This window comes from Oceanobacillus oncorhynchi (assembly GCF_000821065.1).
Taxonomy (GTDB): Bacteria; Bacillota; Bacilli; order Bacillales; family Amphibacillaceae; genus Oceanobacillus; species Oceanobacillus oncorhynchi.
The window spans coordinates 1,450,025-1,466,293 of sequence record NZ_CDGG01000001.1 but is presented as its reverse complement, the minus strand read 5'-3'; the positions used below and the strand labels follow the sequence as shown (position 1 = coordinate 1,466,293).

The 16,269-nt window shown below is 41.5% G+C and carries 16 protein-coding genes; 1 reads left to right on the top strand and 15 read right to left on the bottom strand.

The features are described 5' to 3' along the window. Nucleotides 1-7: 7 nt before the first annotated feature. The 11 genes from rplW to BN997_RS06680 form a co-directional block, all read right to left on the bottom strand. The gene (gene rplW / locus BN997_RS06730) at nt 8-295 is read right to left on the bottom strand and encodes a 50S ribosomal protein L23 (protein WP_042530787.1); all 288 of its coding nucleotides are present in this window, start codon (nt 293-295) and stop codon (nt 8-10) included. Then, a complete protein-coding gene (gene rplD / locus BN997_RS06725) occupies nt 295-918 on the bottom strand; it encodes a 50S ribosomal protein L4 (protein ID WP_042530785.1) in 624 nt (207 codons plus the stop codon). The genes rplW and rplD overlap by 1 nt, the downstream gene beginning before the upstream one ends. Before the next feature lie 26 nt (nt 919-944). Further along, nucleotides 945-1,574 (bottom strand): 50S ribosomal protein L3, encoded by a 630-nt coding sequence (rplC, locus tag BN997_RS06720; RefSeq protein WP_042530784.1) that lies wholly within the window; start codon nt 1,572-1,574, stop codon nt 945-947. 28 nt (nt 1,575-1,602) lie between these two features. Then, the gene (rpsJ, locus tag BN997_RS06715) at nt 1,603-1,911 is read right to left on the bottom strand and encodes a 30S ribosomal protein S10 (RefSeq protein ID WP_042530782.1); all 309 of its coding nucleotides are present in this window, start codon (nt 1,909-1,911) and stop codon (nt 1,603-1,605) included. Between the two features lie 367 nt (nt 1,912-2,278). Continuing rightward, nucleotides 2,279-3,604: a short-chain fatty acid transporter gene (locus BN997_RS06710; RefSeq protein WP_042530780.1), complete on the bottom strand. Its 1,326-nt coding sequence runs from the start codon at nt 3,602-3,604 to the stop codon at nt 2,279-2,281. 223 nt (nt 3,605-3,827) lie between these two features. Further along, nucleotides 3,828-5,111, bottom strand: coding sequence for a GntP family permease (locus tag BN997_RS06705; protein ID WP_042530778.1), 1,284 nt, complete (start codon nt 5,109-5,111; stop codon nt 3,828-3,830). A 123-nt stretch (nt 5,112-5,234) separates the two neighbouring features. Further along, nucleotides 5,235-6,413, bottom strand: coding sequence for a thiolase family protein (locus BN997_RS06700; protein ID WP_042530776.1), 1,179 nt, complete (start codon nt 6,411-6,413; stop codon nt 5,235-5,237). A gap of 24 nt (nt 6,414-6,437) precedes the next feature. Then, complete coding sequence (locus BN997_RS06695; protein WP_042530774.1) at nt 6,438-7,214, bottom strand: 3-hydroxybutyrate dehydrogenase; 777 nt, start codon at nt 7,212-7,214, stop codon at nt 6,438-6,440. A gap of 78 nt (nt 7,215-7,292) precedes the next feature. Continuing rightward, a complete protein-coding gene (locus tag BN997_RS06690; RefSeq protein WP_042530773.1) occupies nt 7,293-7,967 on the bottom strand; it encodes a 3-oxoacid CoA-transferase subunit B in 675 nt (224 codons plus the stop codon). A 24-nt stretch (nt 7,968-7,991) separates the two neighbouring features. Next, on the bottom strand, nt 7,992-8,687 hold the full coding sequence (locus BN997_RS06685; protein ID WP_042530771.1) for a CoA transferase subunit A: 696 nt from the start codon (nt 8,685-8,687) through the stop codon (nt 7,992-7,994). 221 nt (nt 8,688-8,908) lie between these two features. After that, nucleotides 8,909-10,270 carry a sigma-54 interaction domain-containing protein gene (locus tag BN997_RS06680; protein WP_052484936.1) on the bottom strand — a complete coding sequence of 454 codons (1,362 nt, stop codon included), beginning with the start codon at nt 10,268-10,270 and terminating at the stop codon, nt 8,909-8,911. A gap of 372 nt (nt 10,271-10,642) precedes the next feature. Between BN997_RS06680 and glpX the strand changes: the two genes are divergently transcribed. Continuing rightward, nucleotides 10,643-11,590: a class II fructose-bisphosphatase gene (gene glpX / locus BN997_RS06675; RefSeq protein WP_042530769.1), complete on the top strand. Its 948-nt coding sequence runs from the start codon at nt 10,643-10,645 to the stop codon at nt 11,588-11,590. Nucleotides 11,591-11,698: 108 nt separating this feature from the next. Here glpX and tuf read toward each other — a convergent pair whose 3' ends face one another. From tuf to rpsL, 4 genes are all read right to left on the bottom strand, one after another. Next, entirely contained in the window at nt 11,699-12,889 is a 1,191-nt protein-coding gene (gene tuf, locus BN997_RS06670) for an elongation factor Tu (RefSeq protein ID WP_042530767.1), read from the bottom strand. 107 nt (nt 12,890-12,996) lie between these two features. Further along, nucleotides 12,997-15,075, bottom strand: coding sequence for an elongation factor G (gene fusA, locus BN997_RS06665; protein ID WP_042530764.1), 2,079 nt, complete (start codon nt 15,073-15,075; stop codon nt 12,997-12,999). Nucleotides 15,076-15,117: 42 nt separating this feature from the next. Further along, nucleotides 15,118-15,588, bottom strand: a complete 471-nt coding sequence (rpsG, locus tag BN997_RS06660) for a 30S ribosomal protein S7 (RefSeq protein WP_040985105.1) — start codon at nt 15,586-15,588, stop codon at nt 15,118-15,120. A 36-nt stretch (nt 15,589-15,624) separates the two neighbouring features. Next, complete coding sequence (gene rpsL, locus BN997_RS06655; RefSeq protein ID WP_042530761.1) at nt 15,625-16,044, bottom strand: 30S ribosomal protein S12; 420 nt, start codon at nt 16,042-16,044, stop codon at nt 15,625-15,627. Nucleotides 16,045-16,269: the final 225 nt, after the last annotated feature.

The window sequence follows — 16,269 nt, the reverse complement described above, 5'->3', positions numbered from 1 at the left end:
CGTATGATTAAGCCTCAAAGAAATCTAAATCTTCGCTATCTGCCGATAACTGAACGATAGCTTTTTTACGGTCCGGACGATATCCACCGTAGCGGCCCATTCGCTTAAATTTACCTTTAAGGTTCATTGTGTTTACTTTTTCTACTTTCACACCAAAGATGGTTTCTACAGCATCTTTGATTTCTGTTTTGTTCGCTTTCACAGCTACTTCAAACGTGTATTTTTTCTCTGCCATTAAGTCAGCAGAATTCTCTGTAATGACAGGGCGTTTAATTACATCGCGCAAATCTTTCATTATGCGAGCACCTCCCCTGCTTTTTCAGCTGCATCTTTTGTGATGATCAGCTTGTCATGCGTAAGCAAGTCAAGTACATTTAATTCTTCTACAGTTAATACCTTTACGTTTTGCAAGTTGTTTGCAGAGCGGGCAACTGTTTCGTCTTTCTCAGAAAGAACAACAAGTGCTTTCTCTTCAACTTTCAATCCGTTTAAGATATTTACAATTTCTTTTGTTTTTGGAGCATCGATTGTGATTGCTTCTAAAACAAACAAGCTTTCTTCTTTTACTTTAGAAGATAATGCTGACTTTAACGCTAAGCGACGAACTTTCTTTGGTAATTTATAGCTATAGCTGCGTGGAGTAGGTCCGAAAACAGTTCCACCGCCAACCCATTGTGGTGAACGGATAGATCCTTGACGTGCACGGCCAGTTCCTTTTTGGCGCCATGGTTTGCGGCCTCCGCCACGAACTTCTGAACGATTTTTAACAGCATGTGTACCTTGACGTAAAGATGCACGTTGCATAACAACCGCTTCATGAAGTACATGTGTGTTTGGCTCGATACCAAAAACAGCGTCATTTAATTCGATTTCTCCAACATTACTTCCATCCTGTTTTAAAAGTGCTACTTTAGGCATGACATATCCTCCCTTCGTTTATGTGATTAGTTACCTTTTACTGCACTCGTAATTTTTACGTAAGATTTTTTTGCACCAGGAATATTTCCTTTGATCAGCAGTAAATTCTTTTCAGTATCTACACTGACAACTTCAAGGTTTTGAATTGTTTTTTGTTCAGAACCCATATGACCTGGCAATTTTTTACCTTTGAAAACACGCATTGCATCAATTGCAGCCATCGCACCTGGAGCTCTATGGAAATGAGAACCGTGTGTTTTTGGCCCGCGTTGTTGATTGTGACGTTTGATAGCACCTTGGAATCCTTTCCCTTTAGATGTTCCTGTCACATCGATTTTTTCACCGGCTTCAAAGATATCAACATTGATTTCTTGACCAACTTCATAGTTGTCAACCTCTGCGCCACGGATTTCACGAACGTAGCGCTTAGGGGCAGTGCCTGCTTTCTCAGCATGACCTTTCTCCGCTTTGTTTGTACGTGATTCCTTTTTATCAGCAAAACCGATTTGCAACGCTTCGTAACCATCATTTTCTAATGTTTTCTTTTGCAACACAACATTTGCCTCAGCTTGAACAACTGTTACTGGTACAAGTTCTCCATTTTCAGAGAAAAGCTGAGTCATGCCGATTTTACGACCTAAGATTCCTTTCGTCATCCGTTACACCTCCTGTATTTAAAACGAATTATAATTTGATTTCAATATCTACACCAGATGGAAGATCTAAACGCATCAGCGCATCAACCGTTTTTGGTGTAGGCTCAAGAATATCGATCAGACGCTTGTGCGTACGCATTTCGAACTGTTCACGAGCATCTTTGTACTTATGAACCGCACGCAACACTGTATAAACAGCTCTTTCAGTCGGCAATGGAATCGGACCAGACACTTTTGCTCCGGAACGTTTTGCAGTTTCCACAATTTTCACAGCAGACTGATCTAAAATGCGGTGATCGTATGCTTTTAAACGAATTCTGATTTTCTCTTTTGCCATCATTTTCCCTCCTTCTCGCCTATATTATTATAGACATTCTCCGCGAAAATTCCTTAACACACCGCCATGGCAAAGGGGCCGGGTGTGCCAACAACCTTCCGCATCATCGCATTAATTGGTCAACTACATTAGTATAACAAATATCTTTGACCTTAGCAAGCTTATACATAGCTATCTACAAGTTTGCACATTTTTATATTATACATAGCATCTAGTATGATTGCAAGCTTATTTTAAAAGTTTTTTTATTTCCTTATATAATCAGAAATTCTGCTTGTTCTTACGCTAAAAACTTTTAAATAAAACAAAGAATAAGCGGAATCGGCTGTTTTACCGTTCCGCTTCACAATGTTATATAATCTTTCTATTATAATAGTAGAAACCCGATCGCAATCGGAATAAAGGTAAACAGTAGAATCATGACACAAAAGCCCATAATATCCCGAATCTTCAACCCGGCAATGGCGAGTACAGGCAGGGCCCAAAATGGCTGTATCATATTTGTCCAGGCATCTCCCCAGGCAACTGCCATGGCTGTTTTTGCTGTATCGGCTCCAATTTCAAGCGCTGCTTGTATCATGATAGGGCCTTGGACAGCCCATTGTCCGCCGCCGGAAGGTACTAACGCATTAACCAAACCTGCGCTGAGAAAAGTGAAAATAGGCAGTGTATATTCGGTTGCGAAACTGACAAACCATAATGAAATCTTATCTGATAATCCAGATGCCACCATCATCCCCATTATTCCAGCGTAGAATGGAAACTGTATAATAATTCCGCCGGCGTTCTTCACACCTCTCCCTACCGTATCCAGAAACCGTCTTGGTGTTCTGTGAAGAAGGATTCCCAAGAAAAGAAAAATAAAATTGACGATATTGATATTTAGGTCAAATCCATTGGCAACGAAATGATACCCAATAAAAAGGAGTCCCATCATGCCAATCAGAAAAGACAAGGCCTGACTGTTCTCCAGCCTTTCTGCGGGTGTTACCGACTGAGGAACTTCCGCTTCCGTTTCCTCTCCGGATTCTTCCTTCCATAATGAAGGATCGATTTTACCTATAGGATCTGCTCCCTTTAATAAGTACCGATTAAAAAGCGGAAGTGTAATTAATAAGGTAATGACAATAAACAGATTAAATGAACTGAACAATGTCTCTGTTACAGGAATTATTCCAATAGCATCTTCAAAAAAATGCCCTGGTGTGGCAATGAGCAGCGGTACCGACCCGGAAAAACCGCCATGCCAGATGACCATACCGCTGTAGGCGCTGGCAATCAATATCCGATAGTCCACTGCAGGAACCCGCTTTGCCACATGAACAGCAAATAATGCTCCGACAACAAGTCCAAAGCCATAGTTTATTAAACAAGCAAGCAAAGCAACGAATGTTACCAGCATCACCGCTTGCCCCGGTGTTTTTGCCGCTCTGCTGAGTTTCGCTAAAAAACCTTTCACAACAGGTGTACTTGCTAAAATATACCCTGTCACAACCACCAGTGACATTTGCATTCCAAATTCAAGCAGGTCCCAAAAACCCTCTCCCCAATACGTTATCATTTCCATCGGGCCGCTGCTTGTTATAGTGACACCCAGTAAGTAAACCAAAATCGTTAAAATAATAGCAAATAAAAATGCATCTGGTAAATATCTCTGTACCACCCCGTCAAAGAATCTTGTTAAAACTTTCAATCGAGCTCCCCCCTTGTATGCTGCTATATTATCAACCGAAATGCTCTCCCAACAACATCACCGTTTCGGTTCTTTCTATAATATATTATGACATACCGTTTCTTTAGCACGACTTCTTATGAATAAAACTTCCAGCAGTCAAGTTTTCATTCTGCTCCTTTCACAGAATTCAAAGCGTATACGATCACGACCCAGCTGTTGGATTTGTGTTTTATCTATCCCTCTAGTAGATGCCCAAAGACGCTAAAATGATTGCGGCCGCTGTTGCTAAAACTGGAATAGCTACCGCTACTACAAAAATATCCTTATAGCTGTCTTTATGTGTCATCCCTGTAATGGTAAGCAACGTTAGCACTGCACCATTATGCGGCATCGCATCCAGTCCTCCCGAGGAAAGAGACGCAATTCGGTGGAATGCTTCCGGAGCAATACCTGTACTGAGTGCCAGCTCATAATATCTCTCCCCTAAAGCTTCCAAGGCGATACCCATCCCGCCTGAAGCAGAGCCTGTGGAGCCGGCTAAAACATTTACCGCAATGGCTTCAGAAATTAAGGGGTTTCCTTTCACTCCCATTAACAGCGCCGTCAACCGATCAAAGCCCGGCACTGCCTGAACAACCGTACCAAACCCAACAGCAGCGCTGGTATTTACAATGGCTGTAACAGAGCCTACTGCACCACTATTAATTGCTTTCACAAACCCTCTGAATTTCGTAATATTTAATAGAAGCAGCAGAATAATTCCGGACAATAAAGCAATCACAATATCCCATTGAAAAATATTCAACGTTACCACAACGGTGACTAACGGTAAGATAGATAATATAAAATGAGGCGCGTTCCCTTCTACCTGTACGATTTTATTATCTTTTGGCTCGGTATAGCCCTCCCCTTTTGCAGTCAGCTGCTTTTCTCTCCATCGCATGTAACCATAACCGCCAACAGCCATAATAACAGCTGCTGTTATCCCCATAACCGGAGCTGCCATCGCATTCGTATTAAAATACGGAACCGGAATTAAGTTTTGAATTTGAGGAGTCCCGGGAATAGCTGTCATCGTAAATGTAAAAGCCCCTAATGCGACAGTACCCGGAATCAGACGTCTGCTGATATTTGCCTCCCGGAATAATGTCAACGCTAATGGATAAACAGCAAACACGACAACGAATAAACTGACCCCTCCATAGGTTAAAACCGCACAGGAAACAAGCACCCCCAGTATAGCTCGTTTCGTGCCAATTACCTTTGTTAATGCAATAGCAACGGACTTCGCCATCCCTGTGTCTTCCATCAACTTGCCAAAAACTGCCCCCAGCATAAACACAGGAAACCATTGCTTAGCAAAATTAACAAACCCGCTCATATATGTGTCTGTATATGCCTCTAAAAGATCCAGACCTCCAGCGAGTGCCACTACTCCTGCTGCAATGGGCGCTACCCAAATAATAGACCACCCTAAATAAGCAAGAACCATCAGCACAACTAAGCCTAATATAATTCCAAACATGCATACCCCTCCATTTCTCTCTTTTTTGTCGCTATGCTAATTAGAAAGAACAAATCATTTTACCGCAAATTAAATTGCCCTCTCACAGCAGAGAAGAATCTATTCTTGATGTATCATTTCAGGTTAAACAGCCTCCAAAATCATCGCAATCCCCTGCCCTCCACCAATACATAAGGAGGCAATGCCATATTTCTTCCTGCTTCGTTTCAGCTCCTTCGTTAATGTGTAGAGCACCCTTGTTCCGCTGGCTCCAATCGGATGTCCCAAAGCGATAGCGCCCCCATTGACATTGACCTTTTCCCGATCCAAGCCAAGCACTTTTTCAACAGCTAAATACTGGGCAGCAAATGCCTCATTTACTTCTATTACATCTATATCATCCAAGGTAAGATCGGCTTTTTTTAAGGCCTGTTTTATCGCAGGCACCGGCCCAATCCCCATATATTCCGGTTCCACGCCCGCAACTCCCCATGACACGATTCTTGCCAGAGGCTTTACCTGATGCCGCTCTACGTAGTGCTCATCGGCTACAATAACTGCTCCAGCACCATCATTAATCCCGCTGGCATTCCCTCCTGTCACCGTTCCATCCTTCTTAAAAGCACCCTTGAGCCCCGCAAGCTTCTCCACCGTCGTACTCTCACGGATATGCTCATCCGTATTTACAACTGTTGTTCCTTTTCTGGACATTATCTCCACTGGAATGATTTCCTCCTCCAGCTTTCCTGCTTTCTGTGCTTTTGCAGCCCGCTGGTGACTCAAACAAGCATATACATCCTGTTCTTCACGGGAAATATGATATTTCTCAGCTAAATTCTCTGCAGTAACTCCCATCCCCGAACCAATATATTCATCGGTTAAAGCTGCCCAAAGCATGTCATCCACATGAGGTGTTTTTAATTTTGTCCCGAACCTGCTTCCCCTTAATGCATAGGGAGACTGACTCATATTTTCGACTCCTCCAGCCAGTGCCACACTCGCCTCGCCGAGTAAAATGGATTGCGCGGCCGAGACGACAGACTGCAGGCCGGAGCCGCATAAACGGTTGACCGTCAAAGCAGGACTCGCTAACGGTATGCCCGCCTGCAGCGCGACATGTCTGGAAAGATAGGGCGCATTCTTTTCGGAATGAATAACATTGCCCAAAACGCTCAGATCAATAACTTCGGCCGGTATTCCGCTGCGGCGAATTGCTTCCTTACTAACTGCTATACCTAATTCAGCAGGTCCGACATCCTTCAAACTTCCGCCGAAGGTGCCAAATGGTGTTCTTGCTCCTTCAATCAAATATACATTTGTCATTTTTATTCTCACCTCTTCTTTTTATTATTGAGCTGTATAGCCGCCATCTAATGCAATTGCCTGCCCCGTAATTCCCTTTGCTTTATCACTGGCTAAGAACATGACATAATCCGCAACCTCCTGAACATCTAAAAGCCGTTTCTGAGGCACTAATGGGTATAATACTTCTTCCAGTACTTTTTCAATTGGCACACCACGATTTTTTGCCAAATCCTCAAACTGTCCGCGCACCAGCGGCGTGTCGACATACCCAGGGCAAATCGCATTCACCGTAATCCCATCTGCAGCTCCTTCTAAAGCAGACACCTTGGTCAAACCGATCACCCCGTGCTTAGCACTGTTATAGGCTGCCTTACCTGCAAAACCAATCAGCCCATTAATCGAAGCCATATTAATAATCCGTCCAAATCCTTGCTTTTTCATCAGCGGGAAAATAAGCTTGGTTGCCATAAATGGAGCAACCAGCATAACCTTAGTCATAAACTCAAATTTTTCAGTTGGAAAATCTTCAATAGCAGATACATGCTGTAACCCTGCATTGTTAATTAAAACGTCGATTCTTCCATACTTTTCTTCTGTGTAATCCAAAGCCTGTTTAAGCTCTTCTTCACTGGTAACATCGCATTTCAGTCCGATACAGTCATGGCCCTTCTTCTTTAAATTCTCCGAAGCCTCCACCACTTTCTCTTCATTCACATCTGACAAAGCTACCTTTGCACCGTTTTTTGCAAACGCACGGCCAATTTCATACCCGATACCGCTTGCTGCACCTGTTATAAAAACTACTTTATTTTCTATCATATATAATCCCCCTCGCAATACTAACCCTTAATAAAGTTTCATTTTATATCCAATCATACCAGCATTCCGGCAAAGAGATTAATAAGCTCCCGGTTGCAAATGCTCACTAATTCGAAGCTCAGCTTCTGTTGACGCGATAATCTCTTCTGCCGTCCAGCCTTCTGCTACTTCGACAAGCATAAGACCATCTTCCTCCACATCAATCACCGCTCGATCGGTAATAATTCGATTGACGACCTGTTTGCCGGTTAAAGGCAAGCTGCATTTTTTTAAGATCTTTGGCTCGTTATGCTTATTAACATGGTCCATAATAACAACGATTTTTTTTGCTCCATGGACAATATCCATTGCTCCCCCCATACCTTTGATCATTTTTCCCGGAATCATCCAGTTTGCCAAATCCCCGGTTTCAGAAACTTCCATCCCTCCCAGGATAGCAAGATTTAAATGTTCCCCCCGTATCATTGCAAATGACTCTGCATTACTAAAATAGGATGCACCGATTTGAGCTGTAACCGTCTCCTTCCCGGCATTAATCAAATCCGGATCAACCTCCGTTTTTAAAGGAGACTTTCCTATCCCGAGCAGCCCATTTTCTGATTGAAGGACAACCTGTTTCCCTTCCTGAATGTAGTTAGCAACCATGGTAGGCATTCCAATCCCTAAGTTAACGTAGTAACCGCTTTCGATTTCTTTTTCAGCCCTCCTGGCAATTCTTTCTCTGACAGAAGCTTTATCTAATTGTTTTACCATAACCTTCATCCTCCTTGATCTCGATTACATTTCCTGCCGTAATGTCAGACGTTCAATTCTTTTCTCCTGTTTCCCTTCAATCATTCCCTGAACATAGATTCCCGGCGTATGGACATGATCTGGATCGATAGAACCTGTTTCAACCAGCTGCTCTACCTCTGCAATGGTTATTTTTCCTGCAGCAGCCATCATCGGATTAAAATTTCTCGCTGTCTTGTTGTAAACTAAATTTCCGGCATCATCTCCGACAGCGGCTCTGATTAAGCTGAAATCTGCCTTTAATGCAGTCTGCAGCAAATACTCTTTTCGATCAAAAACACGCACTTCTCCATTTTCTGCAACAGGGGTTCCGACTCCAGCCGGTGTATAAAACGCAGGAATACCTGCCCCCCCTGCCCGAATCCGCTCTGCCAGCGTGCCCTGAGGTGTTAATTCTACCTCTAATTCTCCCGCCAGCACCTGCCGCTCAAACTTTTTATTTTCTCCAACATAGGAACCAATCATTTTATCTATTTGCTTATTTTTTAAAAGTAATCCCAGTCCCCAATCATCTACTCCGCAATTATTCGATATAACTGTAAGGTGTTTAACTCCTGAGTCCACCAATGCCAAAATAAGATTCTCGGGAATACCGACCAGCCCAAACCCTCCTACCATAATCGTGGAACCATCCTGAATATTTTTTACAGCGTCTTCAAAAGATGTATAAATTGTTTTCATTTGCATCTCCCCCCTCCACAGTACAGTAGCAAAAAACATGCCAAAAATGATTAAACTGAAGAATAAAGGATAGACAACAAAGTAAGCCGATAAACAGAAGGCCCGTATTCCAGATTTATGGAATACAGGCCTTCCGCTAACATTTATGTATTTGTAAGCACTTACACAGAAAGAGTTTTAAATTTTCCGGATTCACGGAATTTATTCCACGTTTCTGGAATCTATAAGTCATATTTTTTTATTTTCTCATAAAAACTCGACTTGCCGATTCCAAGTAAATCAGCAGCTTTTATCTTATCTCCATTTGATTTGTGGATAGCATGTAGCAAAGCTTGTTTTTCTGCTCTGCTCAAAATTTCTTTCAACCCCATCCCGTCTTCCGTTATATAGAGGCTTTGCTGCATATGATCAGGCAGGTCTTCCAATTCAATCATTTCTGTATTGGTCAGATGTACTGCAGATTCAATCACATTTTCCAGTTCGCGGACATTCCCCGGCCAATCATAGTGCATAAAGAAATGCATTACCGCATCACTGAAGCTGACCACTCGTTTGCCTGTACGCTGTGTGATTTTCCTCAGCAAAAACTTTGCCGTTACCCGAATATCTTCCGCTCTTTCCTTTAAAGGAGGAATTTTAATGGAAATTACATTAATCCGGTAATAAAGATCCTCCCGAAAACGATTCTCCTTTATCAGCTCTTCAATTGACTGATTTGTTGCAGAAATAATTCGGACATCAATTTTCTGTGTTTTTTCCGTTCCAACTGCTTCAATCTCTCCTTCTTGCAGCGCACGAAGAATTTTAACCTGTGCCGTTAATGGCATATCTCCAATCTCATCCAAAAACAGTGTCCCGCCATCAGCCAGTTGAAATTTACCCTTTTTTCCTTCTTTTTTAGCTCCGGTAAATGCGCCGCCTTCATAACCAAATAATTCGGACTCCAGTAAATCTACTGGAATGGCTGCACAGTTCACTTTTATAAATGGCTTAGCACTGCGTTCACTTAAATGATGAATACTATGGGCAAATAGCTCCTTTCCCGTGCCGCTGCCTCCCTCTAATAATATCGAGGCATCTCCTGATGAAACCTTTTTAATCTTTTCTTTAATGTCATTTATCTGGATAGAGCTGCCGACAATATCATTTAATGAATAGGTGGCCCCTTTTGGATTACGTAATTTTTTCTGATAGTTTTCAATTTCTAATAACAACGCTTTCACATGGGAGTTCATTTTCTTCCATTCTTCGGTGTCTTTGTATAGCACGGTTCCGACAGCTCCAACTAGCTCCCCTTCAGCAAATAGCGGGATGCGATTTGCAATCATATGGTTCCCTTTTATATATTGCAGATCTGCAATTTCTTCTGTTCCCGTCTCTGCGACAATATGCATCCTGGTATTTTCAATAACATCGGTGACATGCTTACCCAGCACATCATCTAATGTCACCTCAATGAAATCACAGTAATTTTTATTTAAATAAGTAACCAATCCCTCTCGATTGACTACAACAAAACAAAAATTAGTTTTTTCAAATACAGCTTCAATAATCTCTTCTCTGTACTTATTATTAAAAAGCATCTTCTCTCTCCCATCACAAAAATCCTGATTGCATATCCAATTTACTAACACGTATTTTCATTTACTGCTCTTTTATCATAACAAATTCATATCTATTGGAGGAGTTGTTTTTTATCTAACTTTTTATATCGTATGGCAGTTCCACCACAGTCTTATTCCTTCATTACATATCGCTATCTTAACAAGCATCACGAAATAAAAACTAAAAATAATAATCAATAATAAATGAAATATATTGATATAAAATGAAAACTGTATTACTATTAATTTAATACTCATTTTGTTATATCACTTTAAAAGCGCCTTCTGAATGATGTATTTCATGATCGTTATTTCGTTTTACAAATAAAAATTCTAAAGGAGTTGGCAGTTATGAATCAGTTCATTCAAGAATTTCTGCATGTTACCGAGTCCGCAGCACTTGCAACATATCCTTGGATTGGCACGGGAAATAAAATAGAAGCTGATCAGGCAGCTACAGATTCGATGCGTACCCAGCTAAATAAAATCCATATGGACGGGGAAATCGTTATCGGGGAAGGAGAAATCGATGAAGCGCCTATGCTGTTTATCGGTGAAAAGGTGGGCACCGGACACGGAAAAGGCATTGACTTGGCTGTTGATCCAATTGATGGGACTACTTCTACTTCTAAAGGAAAAAATAATGCGATTGCCGTCATTGCCATTGCAAAGAAAGGTACACTGCTTCATGCGCCTGATATGTATATGGAGAAGATTGTAACTGGTCCGGAAGCAGCCGGCAAAATTAATATTGATTTTCCTCTGGAGAAAAACTTGCGTATCATTGCAGAGGCCAAAGGAAAGAAGCTGGAAGAATTAAAAATAATTACACAGGATAGAGAAAGACACAATCACTGGGTAGAAGAAGCACGTGCTTTAGGTGTTCGAACAGAATTGTTTGAAGAGGGAGATATTATCCCTGCCATTTCAACATGTATACATCGCCAAGGTAACGCTGACTTATTTATTGGTATCGGCGGTGCACCAGAAGGAGTTCTGGCAGCTGTCGGAGTAAAAAGCTTAGGCGGAGAAATGCAGGCAAGGTTGCTTCCTAATACAGATGAGCAATGGAATCGTTGCGTATCTATGGGACTTGCCCGCCCAAATGAAGCACTTTCTCACCATGGACTGGTCAACACAGATGAATGCGCTTTTATAGCTACAAGTATAACCAGTAATATGCTCTCACAAGGAATTGAAAATAATCAAGATGTCTTTATAACACATTCTATCGTTTTAAATGGATTAGATAAATGCTTTCGCCATATTGCAACGGAACACCCTAAAGTTACTGTATAATATAAAAAAGAACCTTCGATAATCAGCTGATAATTTATCGAAGGTTCTTTTTTATTAGGAATAGAAAGACAACGTCGTCACGCTGCCTTCCTATATGAAAAGCATTTATTATTTTTCGATAGTAGATACAACGCCAGATCCAACTGTACGTCCACCTTCACGGATAGAGAAACGAGTTCCGTCTTCAATCGCGATTGGTGCAATAAGTTCTACTGACATTTCGATGTTATCTCCAGGCATTACCATTTCAGTTCCTTCTGGAAGCGTGATTACTCCAGTTACATCCGTTGTACGGAAGTAGAACTGTGGACGGTAGTTAGAGAAAAATGGAGTATGACGTCCACCTTCATCTTTTGATAATACATAAACTTCTGCTTTGAAGTTTGTATGTGGAGTGATTGAACCAGGCTTAGCTAGTACTTGTCCACGGTTGATATCTTCACGGGAAACACCACGAAGTAGTGCACCAATGTTATCACCAGCTTCAGCATAGTCAAGAAGCTTACGGAACATTTCTACTCCAGTTACAGTAGTTTTAGAAGATTCTTCGTTGATACCGATGATTTCTACTTCGTCTCCAACGCGAACTTCTCCACGCTCAACACGGCCTGTAGCAACAGTACCACGACCAGTGATAGAGAATACGTCCTCAACTGGCATCATGAATGGTTTATCTGTATCACGTTCTGGAGTTGGAACATATTCGTCCACTGCAGCCATTAATTCAACGATTTTTTCTTCATACTCTTCATCGCCTTCAAGTGCTTTAAGAGCAGAACCTGCGATAACTGGTACATCATCACCAGGGAAATCATATTCAGATAATAAATCACGAACTTCCATTTCTACTAATTCAAGTAGCTCTTCATCGTCTACCATATCTGTTTTGTTAAGGAATACTACGATAGAAGGTACCCCAACGTTACGAGATAATAGGATATGCTCACGAGTTTGTGGCATTGGGCCATCTGCAGCAGATACTACAAGGATAGCTCCGTCCATTTGTGCAGCACCAGTGATCATGTTTTTAACATAGTCAGCGTGACCTGGGCAGTCAACGTGTGCATAGTGACGAGTTTCAGTTTCGTACTCTACGTGAGAAGTTGCGATTGTAATTCCGCGTTCTTTCTCTTCTGGAGCACCATCAATTTGGTCATAAGCCATTGCAGTGCCATCACCATTTCTTTTTGCCATTACTGTAGTGATTGCAGCAGTTAAAGTTGTTTTACCATGGTCAACGTGACCAATTGTTCCAATGTTTACGTGACTTTTCGAGCGGTCGAATTTTTCTTTAGCCATTTATAGTTCCTCCTTTAAATATATAGCAATTTTTTATATGCCAGGAAATCGTTAAAAATTTCCCAGCCTTTATTAAATGTTATACGTCAGATTGAAGAAAAAATCAATTATTGACCTGCATTTTTCTTGATAATTTCTTCTGTAATGCTTTTAGGTGTTTCTTCATAGTGGTCAAAGTGCATCGTGTACACTCCACGACCTTGTGTGTTTGAACGTAATGCAGTTGCATAACCAAACATTTCAGCAAGCGGTACGAACGCTTTAACTACTTGAGCAGTTCCGCGTGCTTCCATACCTTCTACACGTCCACGACGAGATGTTACATCACCCATGATGTCTCCCATGTATTCTTCTGGAACAACAATTTCTACTCTCATCATTGGTTCAAGCAGAACTGGGTTACATTTGTTTTTAGCAGCTTTAAGTGCCATAGAAGCAGCTACTTTAAACGCCATTTCGTTGGAATCGACATCATGATAGCTTCCATCATATAATGTAGCTTTTACGTCGATTAATGGATATCCGGCAAGGACACCATTTTCCATGGATTCTTCGATACCTTGTTGAACAGCCGGAATGTATTCACGAGGAACAACACCACCAACGATATTGTTAACAAATTCGAATCCAGCGCCTTCTTCGTTTGGCTCAAATTTAACCCAAACGTGACCGAACTGTCCACGTCCACCAGACTGACGTACGAATTTACCTTCTACTTCAGCAGCAGCACGGAAAGTTTCTCTGTAAGAAACTTGTGGAGCACCAACTTGTGCACCAACTTTAAATTCACGTTTTAAACGATCAACGATGATATCTAAGTGAAGCTCACCCATACCAGAGATAATTGTTTGTCCAGTTTCTACGTTTGTTTCTGTACGGAAGGTTGGATCCTCTTCTGCAAGTTTAGCAAGAGCAATCGCCATTTTATCTTGGTCTGCTTTTGTTTCTGGTTCAATCGCAACCGAGATAACCGGCTCAGGGAATTCCATGGACTCAAGAATAACAAGATCCTTTTCATCGCATAGTGTATCACCTGTTGAAGTATCCTTCAAGCCTACCGCAGCAGCGATTTCGCCAGCATATGCAACCGAAATCTCTTCACGGGAGTTTGCGTGCATTTGCAGGATACGTCCAATACGCTCACGCTTATCTTTTACAGAGTTCTTCACATAAGAACCTGATTTAAGTGTACCGGAGTACACACGGAAGAATGTTAATCTACCAACATAAGGGTCAGTCATTACTTTAAATGCCAATGCAGAGAATGGACCTTCATCAGATGATGGACGAGTTACTTTTTCTTCTGTTCCAGGAACAATACCTTCGATTGGAGGTACGTCTGTTGGAGCAGGGAGATAATCGATAACCGCATCCAGCATTAACTGAACACCTTTGTTTTTAAATGCAGAACCGCAAAGTACCGGATAGAAATCAACATTCAAAGTAGCTTGACGAATTGCGTTTACAAGCTCCTCTTCAGAGATTTCTTCTCCTTCAAGATACTTCATCATAAGCTCTTCATCCGTTTCGGCTACGCCTTCAATCAGGTTAGCACGTAACTCTTCCGCTTGGTCTTTTAATTCATCAGGAATTTCAGTTGTTTCCGATTTTTGCCCTAAATCATCTAAATAGATGTGAGCTTCCATCTTAATCAAGTCGATAATTCCGTTAAATTCATCTTCAGCACCAATTGGCATTTGAATTGGATGTGCGTTTGCACCAAGGCGTTCTTTTAATGTATTTGTTGAATACAAGAAATCAGCGCCTGTTTTATCCATTTTGTTAATAAACACAATACGAGGAACACCGTATGTTGTCGCTTGACGCCATACTGTCTCCGTTTGTGGCTCTACACCTGATTGTGCATCAAGTACAGTTACCGCACCATCAAGTACACGAAGGGAACGCTCAACTTCAACAGTGAAGTCCACGTGTCCAGGTGTATCGATAATGTTTATACGATGGTCATTCCAAGCAGCAGTTGTTGCAGCGGAAGTAATCGTGATTCCACGCTCCTGCTCTTGTTCCATCCAGTCCATTTGTGAAGCACCCTCGTGGGTTTCACCAATTTTATGAATACGTCCTGTATAGAAAAGAATACGCTCAGTAGTTGTTGTCTTTCCCGCATCAATGTGCGCCATAATACCGATATTACGTGTCTTTTCCAAGGAGAACTCTCTAGCCATGTATTCTTCTCCTTCCTATAAAAAGCTTTTGTTAGATTTATATTACCAACGGTAGTGAGCGAATGCTTTGTTCGCTTCTGCCATTTTATGCATATCTTCTCTTCTCTTAACAGCAGCTCCTGTGTTATTAGAAGCATCAAGAATTTCATTAGCAAGACGTTCTTCCATTGTTTTTTCTCCGCGCAGACGGGAGTAGTTAACAATATAACGTAATCCTAACGCTTGACGACGTTCTGGACGAACCTCCACTGGCACTTGATAGTTTGAACCACCAACACGGCGGGCACGTACTTCAAGTACTGGCATAACATTTTTCATTGCCTGCTCAAAAACTTCCATTGCGTTTTGGCCGCTTCTTTCAGCAACTAATTCAAACGCATTATAAAGGATTTTTTGTGCTTTACCACGCTTACCATCAATCATAATTTGATTAATGAGACGTGTAACTAATTTTGAGTTATAAAGCGGATCTGGTAATACATCACGCTTTGGTACTGGACCTTTACGAGGCATTGTACATCCTCCTTTCCTTCATATGAGTAATTTTATTTATTTTTTCTGTTTCGGTTTTTTCGTTCCGTATTTTGAACGACCTTGCATACGGCCTTCTACTCCAGCAGTATCAAGTGCACCACGTACGATGTGATAACGTACCCCAGGTAAGTCTTTTACACGACCGCCGCGGATAAGAACAACACTATGCTCCTGCAGATTGTGACCAATTCCAGGAATGTATGCAGTTACCTCCATGTTGTTAGACAAACGTACACGCGCATATTTACGAAGTGCAGAGTTTGGTTTCTTAGGAGTCAGTGTACCTACACGAGTACATACACCACGCTTTTGCGGAGCGTTCTCATCAGTCATTTTCTTTTTAAAGCTGTTATAACCTTTATTAAGTGCTGGTGAGTCAGATTTCTTTGACTTTGACACACGGCCTTTACGCACTAACTGATTAATTGTTGGCATTGCATTTTCCTCCTCTCAATTTCAATTTAGTAATCAAACAACAACCTTTTGTAATACCACACATCCAGGTGGTTCATTTTTAGTGATAAAAAAATCTCTCACAAATCAATGCGAAAAATGATTTACCTTATACTCAGATTGCTTTTTGTTATTATTATTTAGCATAAACCGAAGTTCCGATTAGGCTCTGCTCTGATAATTACTTTTGCAAGCATAATCAGAAGC

Excerpts from the sequence above, each read along its gene's own strand:
- rplW (WP_042530787.1), bottom strand. The coding sequence starts at position 295 with ATGAAAGATTTGCGCGATGTAATTAAACGCCCTGTCATTACAGAGAAT.
- rplD (WP_042530785.1), bottom strand. The coding sequence starts at position 918 with ATGCCTAAAGTAGCACTTTTAAAACAGGATGGAAGTAATGTTGGAGAA.
- rplC (WP_042530784.1), bottom strand. The coding sequence starts at position 1,574 with ATGACGAAAGGAATCTTAGGTCGTAAAATCGGCATGACTCAGCTTTTC.
- rpsJ (WP_042530782.1), bottom strand. The coding sequence starts at position 1,911 with ATGGCAAAAGAGAAAATCAGAATTCGTTTAAAAGCATACGATCACCGC.
- BN997_RS06705 (WP_042530778.1), bottom strand. The coding sequence starts at position 5,111 with ATGTTTGGAATTATATTAGGCTTAGTTGTGCTGATGGTTCTTGCTTAT.
- BN997_RS06700 (WP_042530776.1), bottom strand. The coding sequence starts at position 6,413 with ATGACAAATGTATATTTGATTGAAGGAGCAAGAACACCATTTGGCACC.
- BN997_RS06695 (WP_042530774.1), bottom strand. The coding sequence starts at position 7,214 with ATGATAGAAAATAAAGTAGTTTTTATAACAGGTGCAGCAAGCGGTATC.
- BN997_RS06690 (WP_042530773.1), bottom strand. The coding sequence starts at position 7,967 with ATGGTAAAACAATTAGATAAAGCTTCTGTCAGAGAAAGAATTGCCAGG.
- BN997_RS06685 (WP_042530771.1), bottom strand. The coding sequence starts at position 8,687 with ATGAAAACAATTTATACATCTTTTGAAGACGCTGTAAAAAATATTCAG.
- BN997_RS06680 (WP_052484936.1), bottom strand. The coding sequence starts at position 10,270 with ATGCTTTTTAATAATAAGTACAGAGAAGAGATTATTGAAGCTGTATTT.
- glpX (WP_042530769.1), top strand. The coding sequence starts at position 10,643 with ATGAATCAGTTCATTCAAGAATTTCTGCATGTTACCGAGTCCGCAGCA.
- tuf (WP_042530767.1), bottom strand. The coding sequence starts at position 12,889 with ATGGCTAAAGAAAAATTCGACCGCTCGAAAAGTCACGTAAACATTGGA.
- fusA (WP_042530764.1), bottom strand. The coding sequence starts at position 15,075 with ATGGCTAGAGAGTTCTCCTTGGAAAAGACACGTAATATCGGTATTATG.
- rpsG (WP_040985105.1), bottom strand. The coding sequence starts at position 15,588 with ATGCCTCGTAAAGGTCCAGTACCAAAGCGTGATGTATTACCAGATCCG.
- rpsL (WP_042530761.1), bottom strand. The coding sequence starts at position 16,044 with ATGCCAACAATTAATCAGTTAGTGCGTAAAGGCCGTGTGTCAAAGTCA.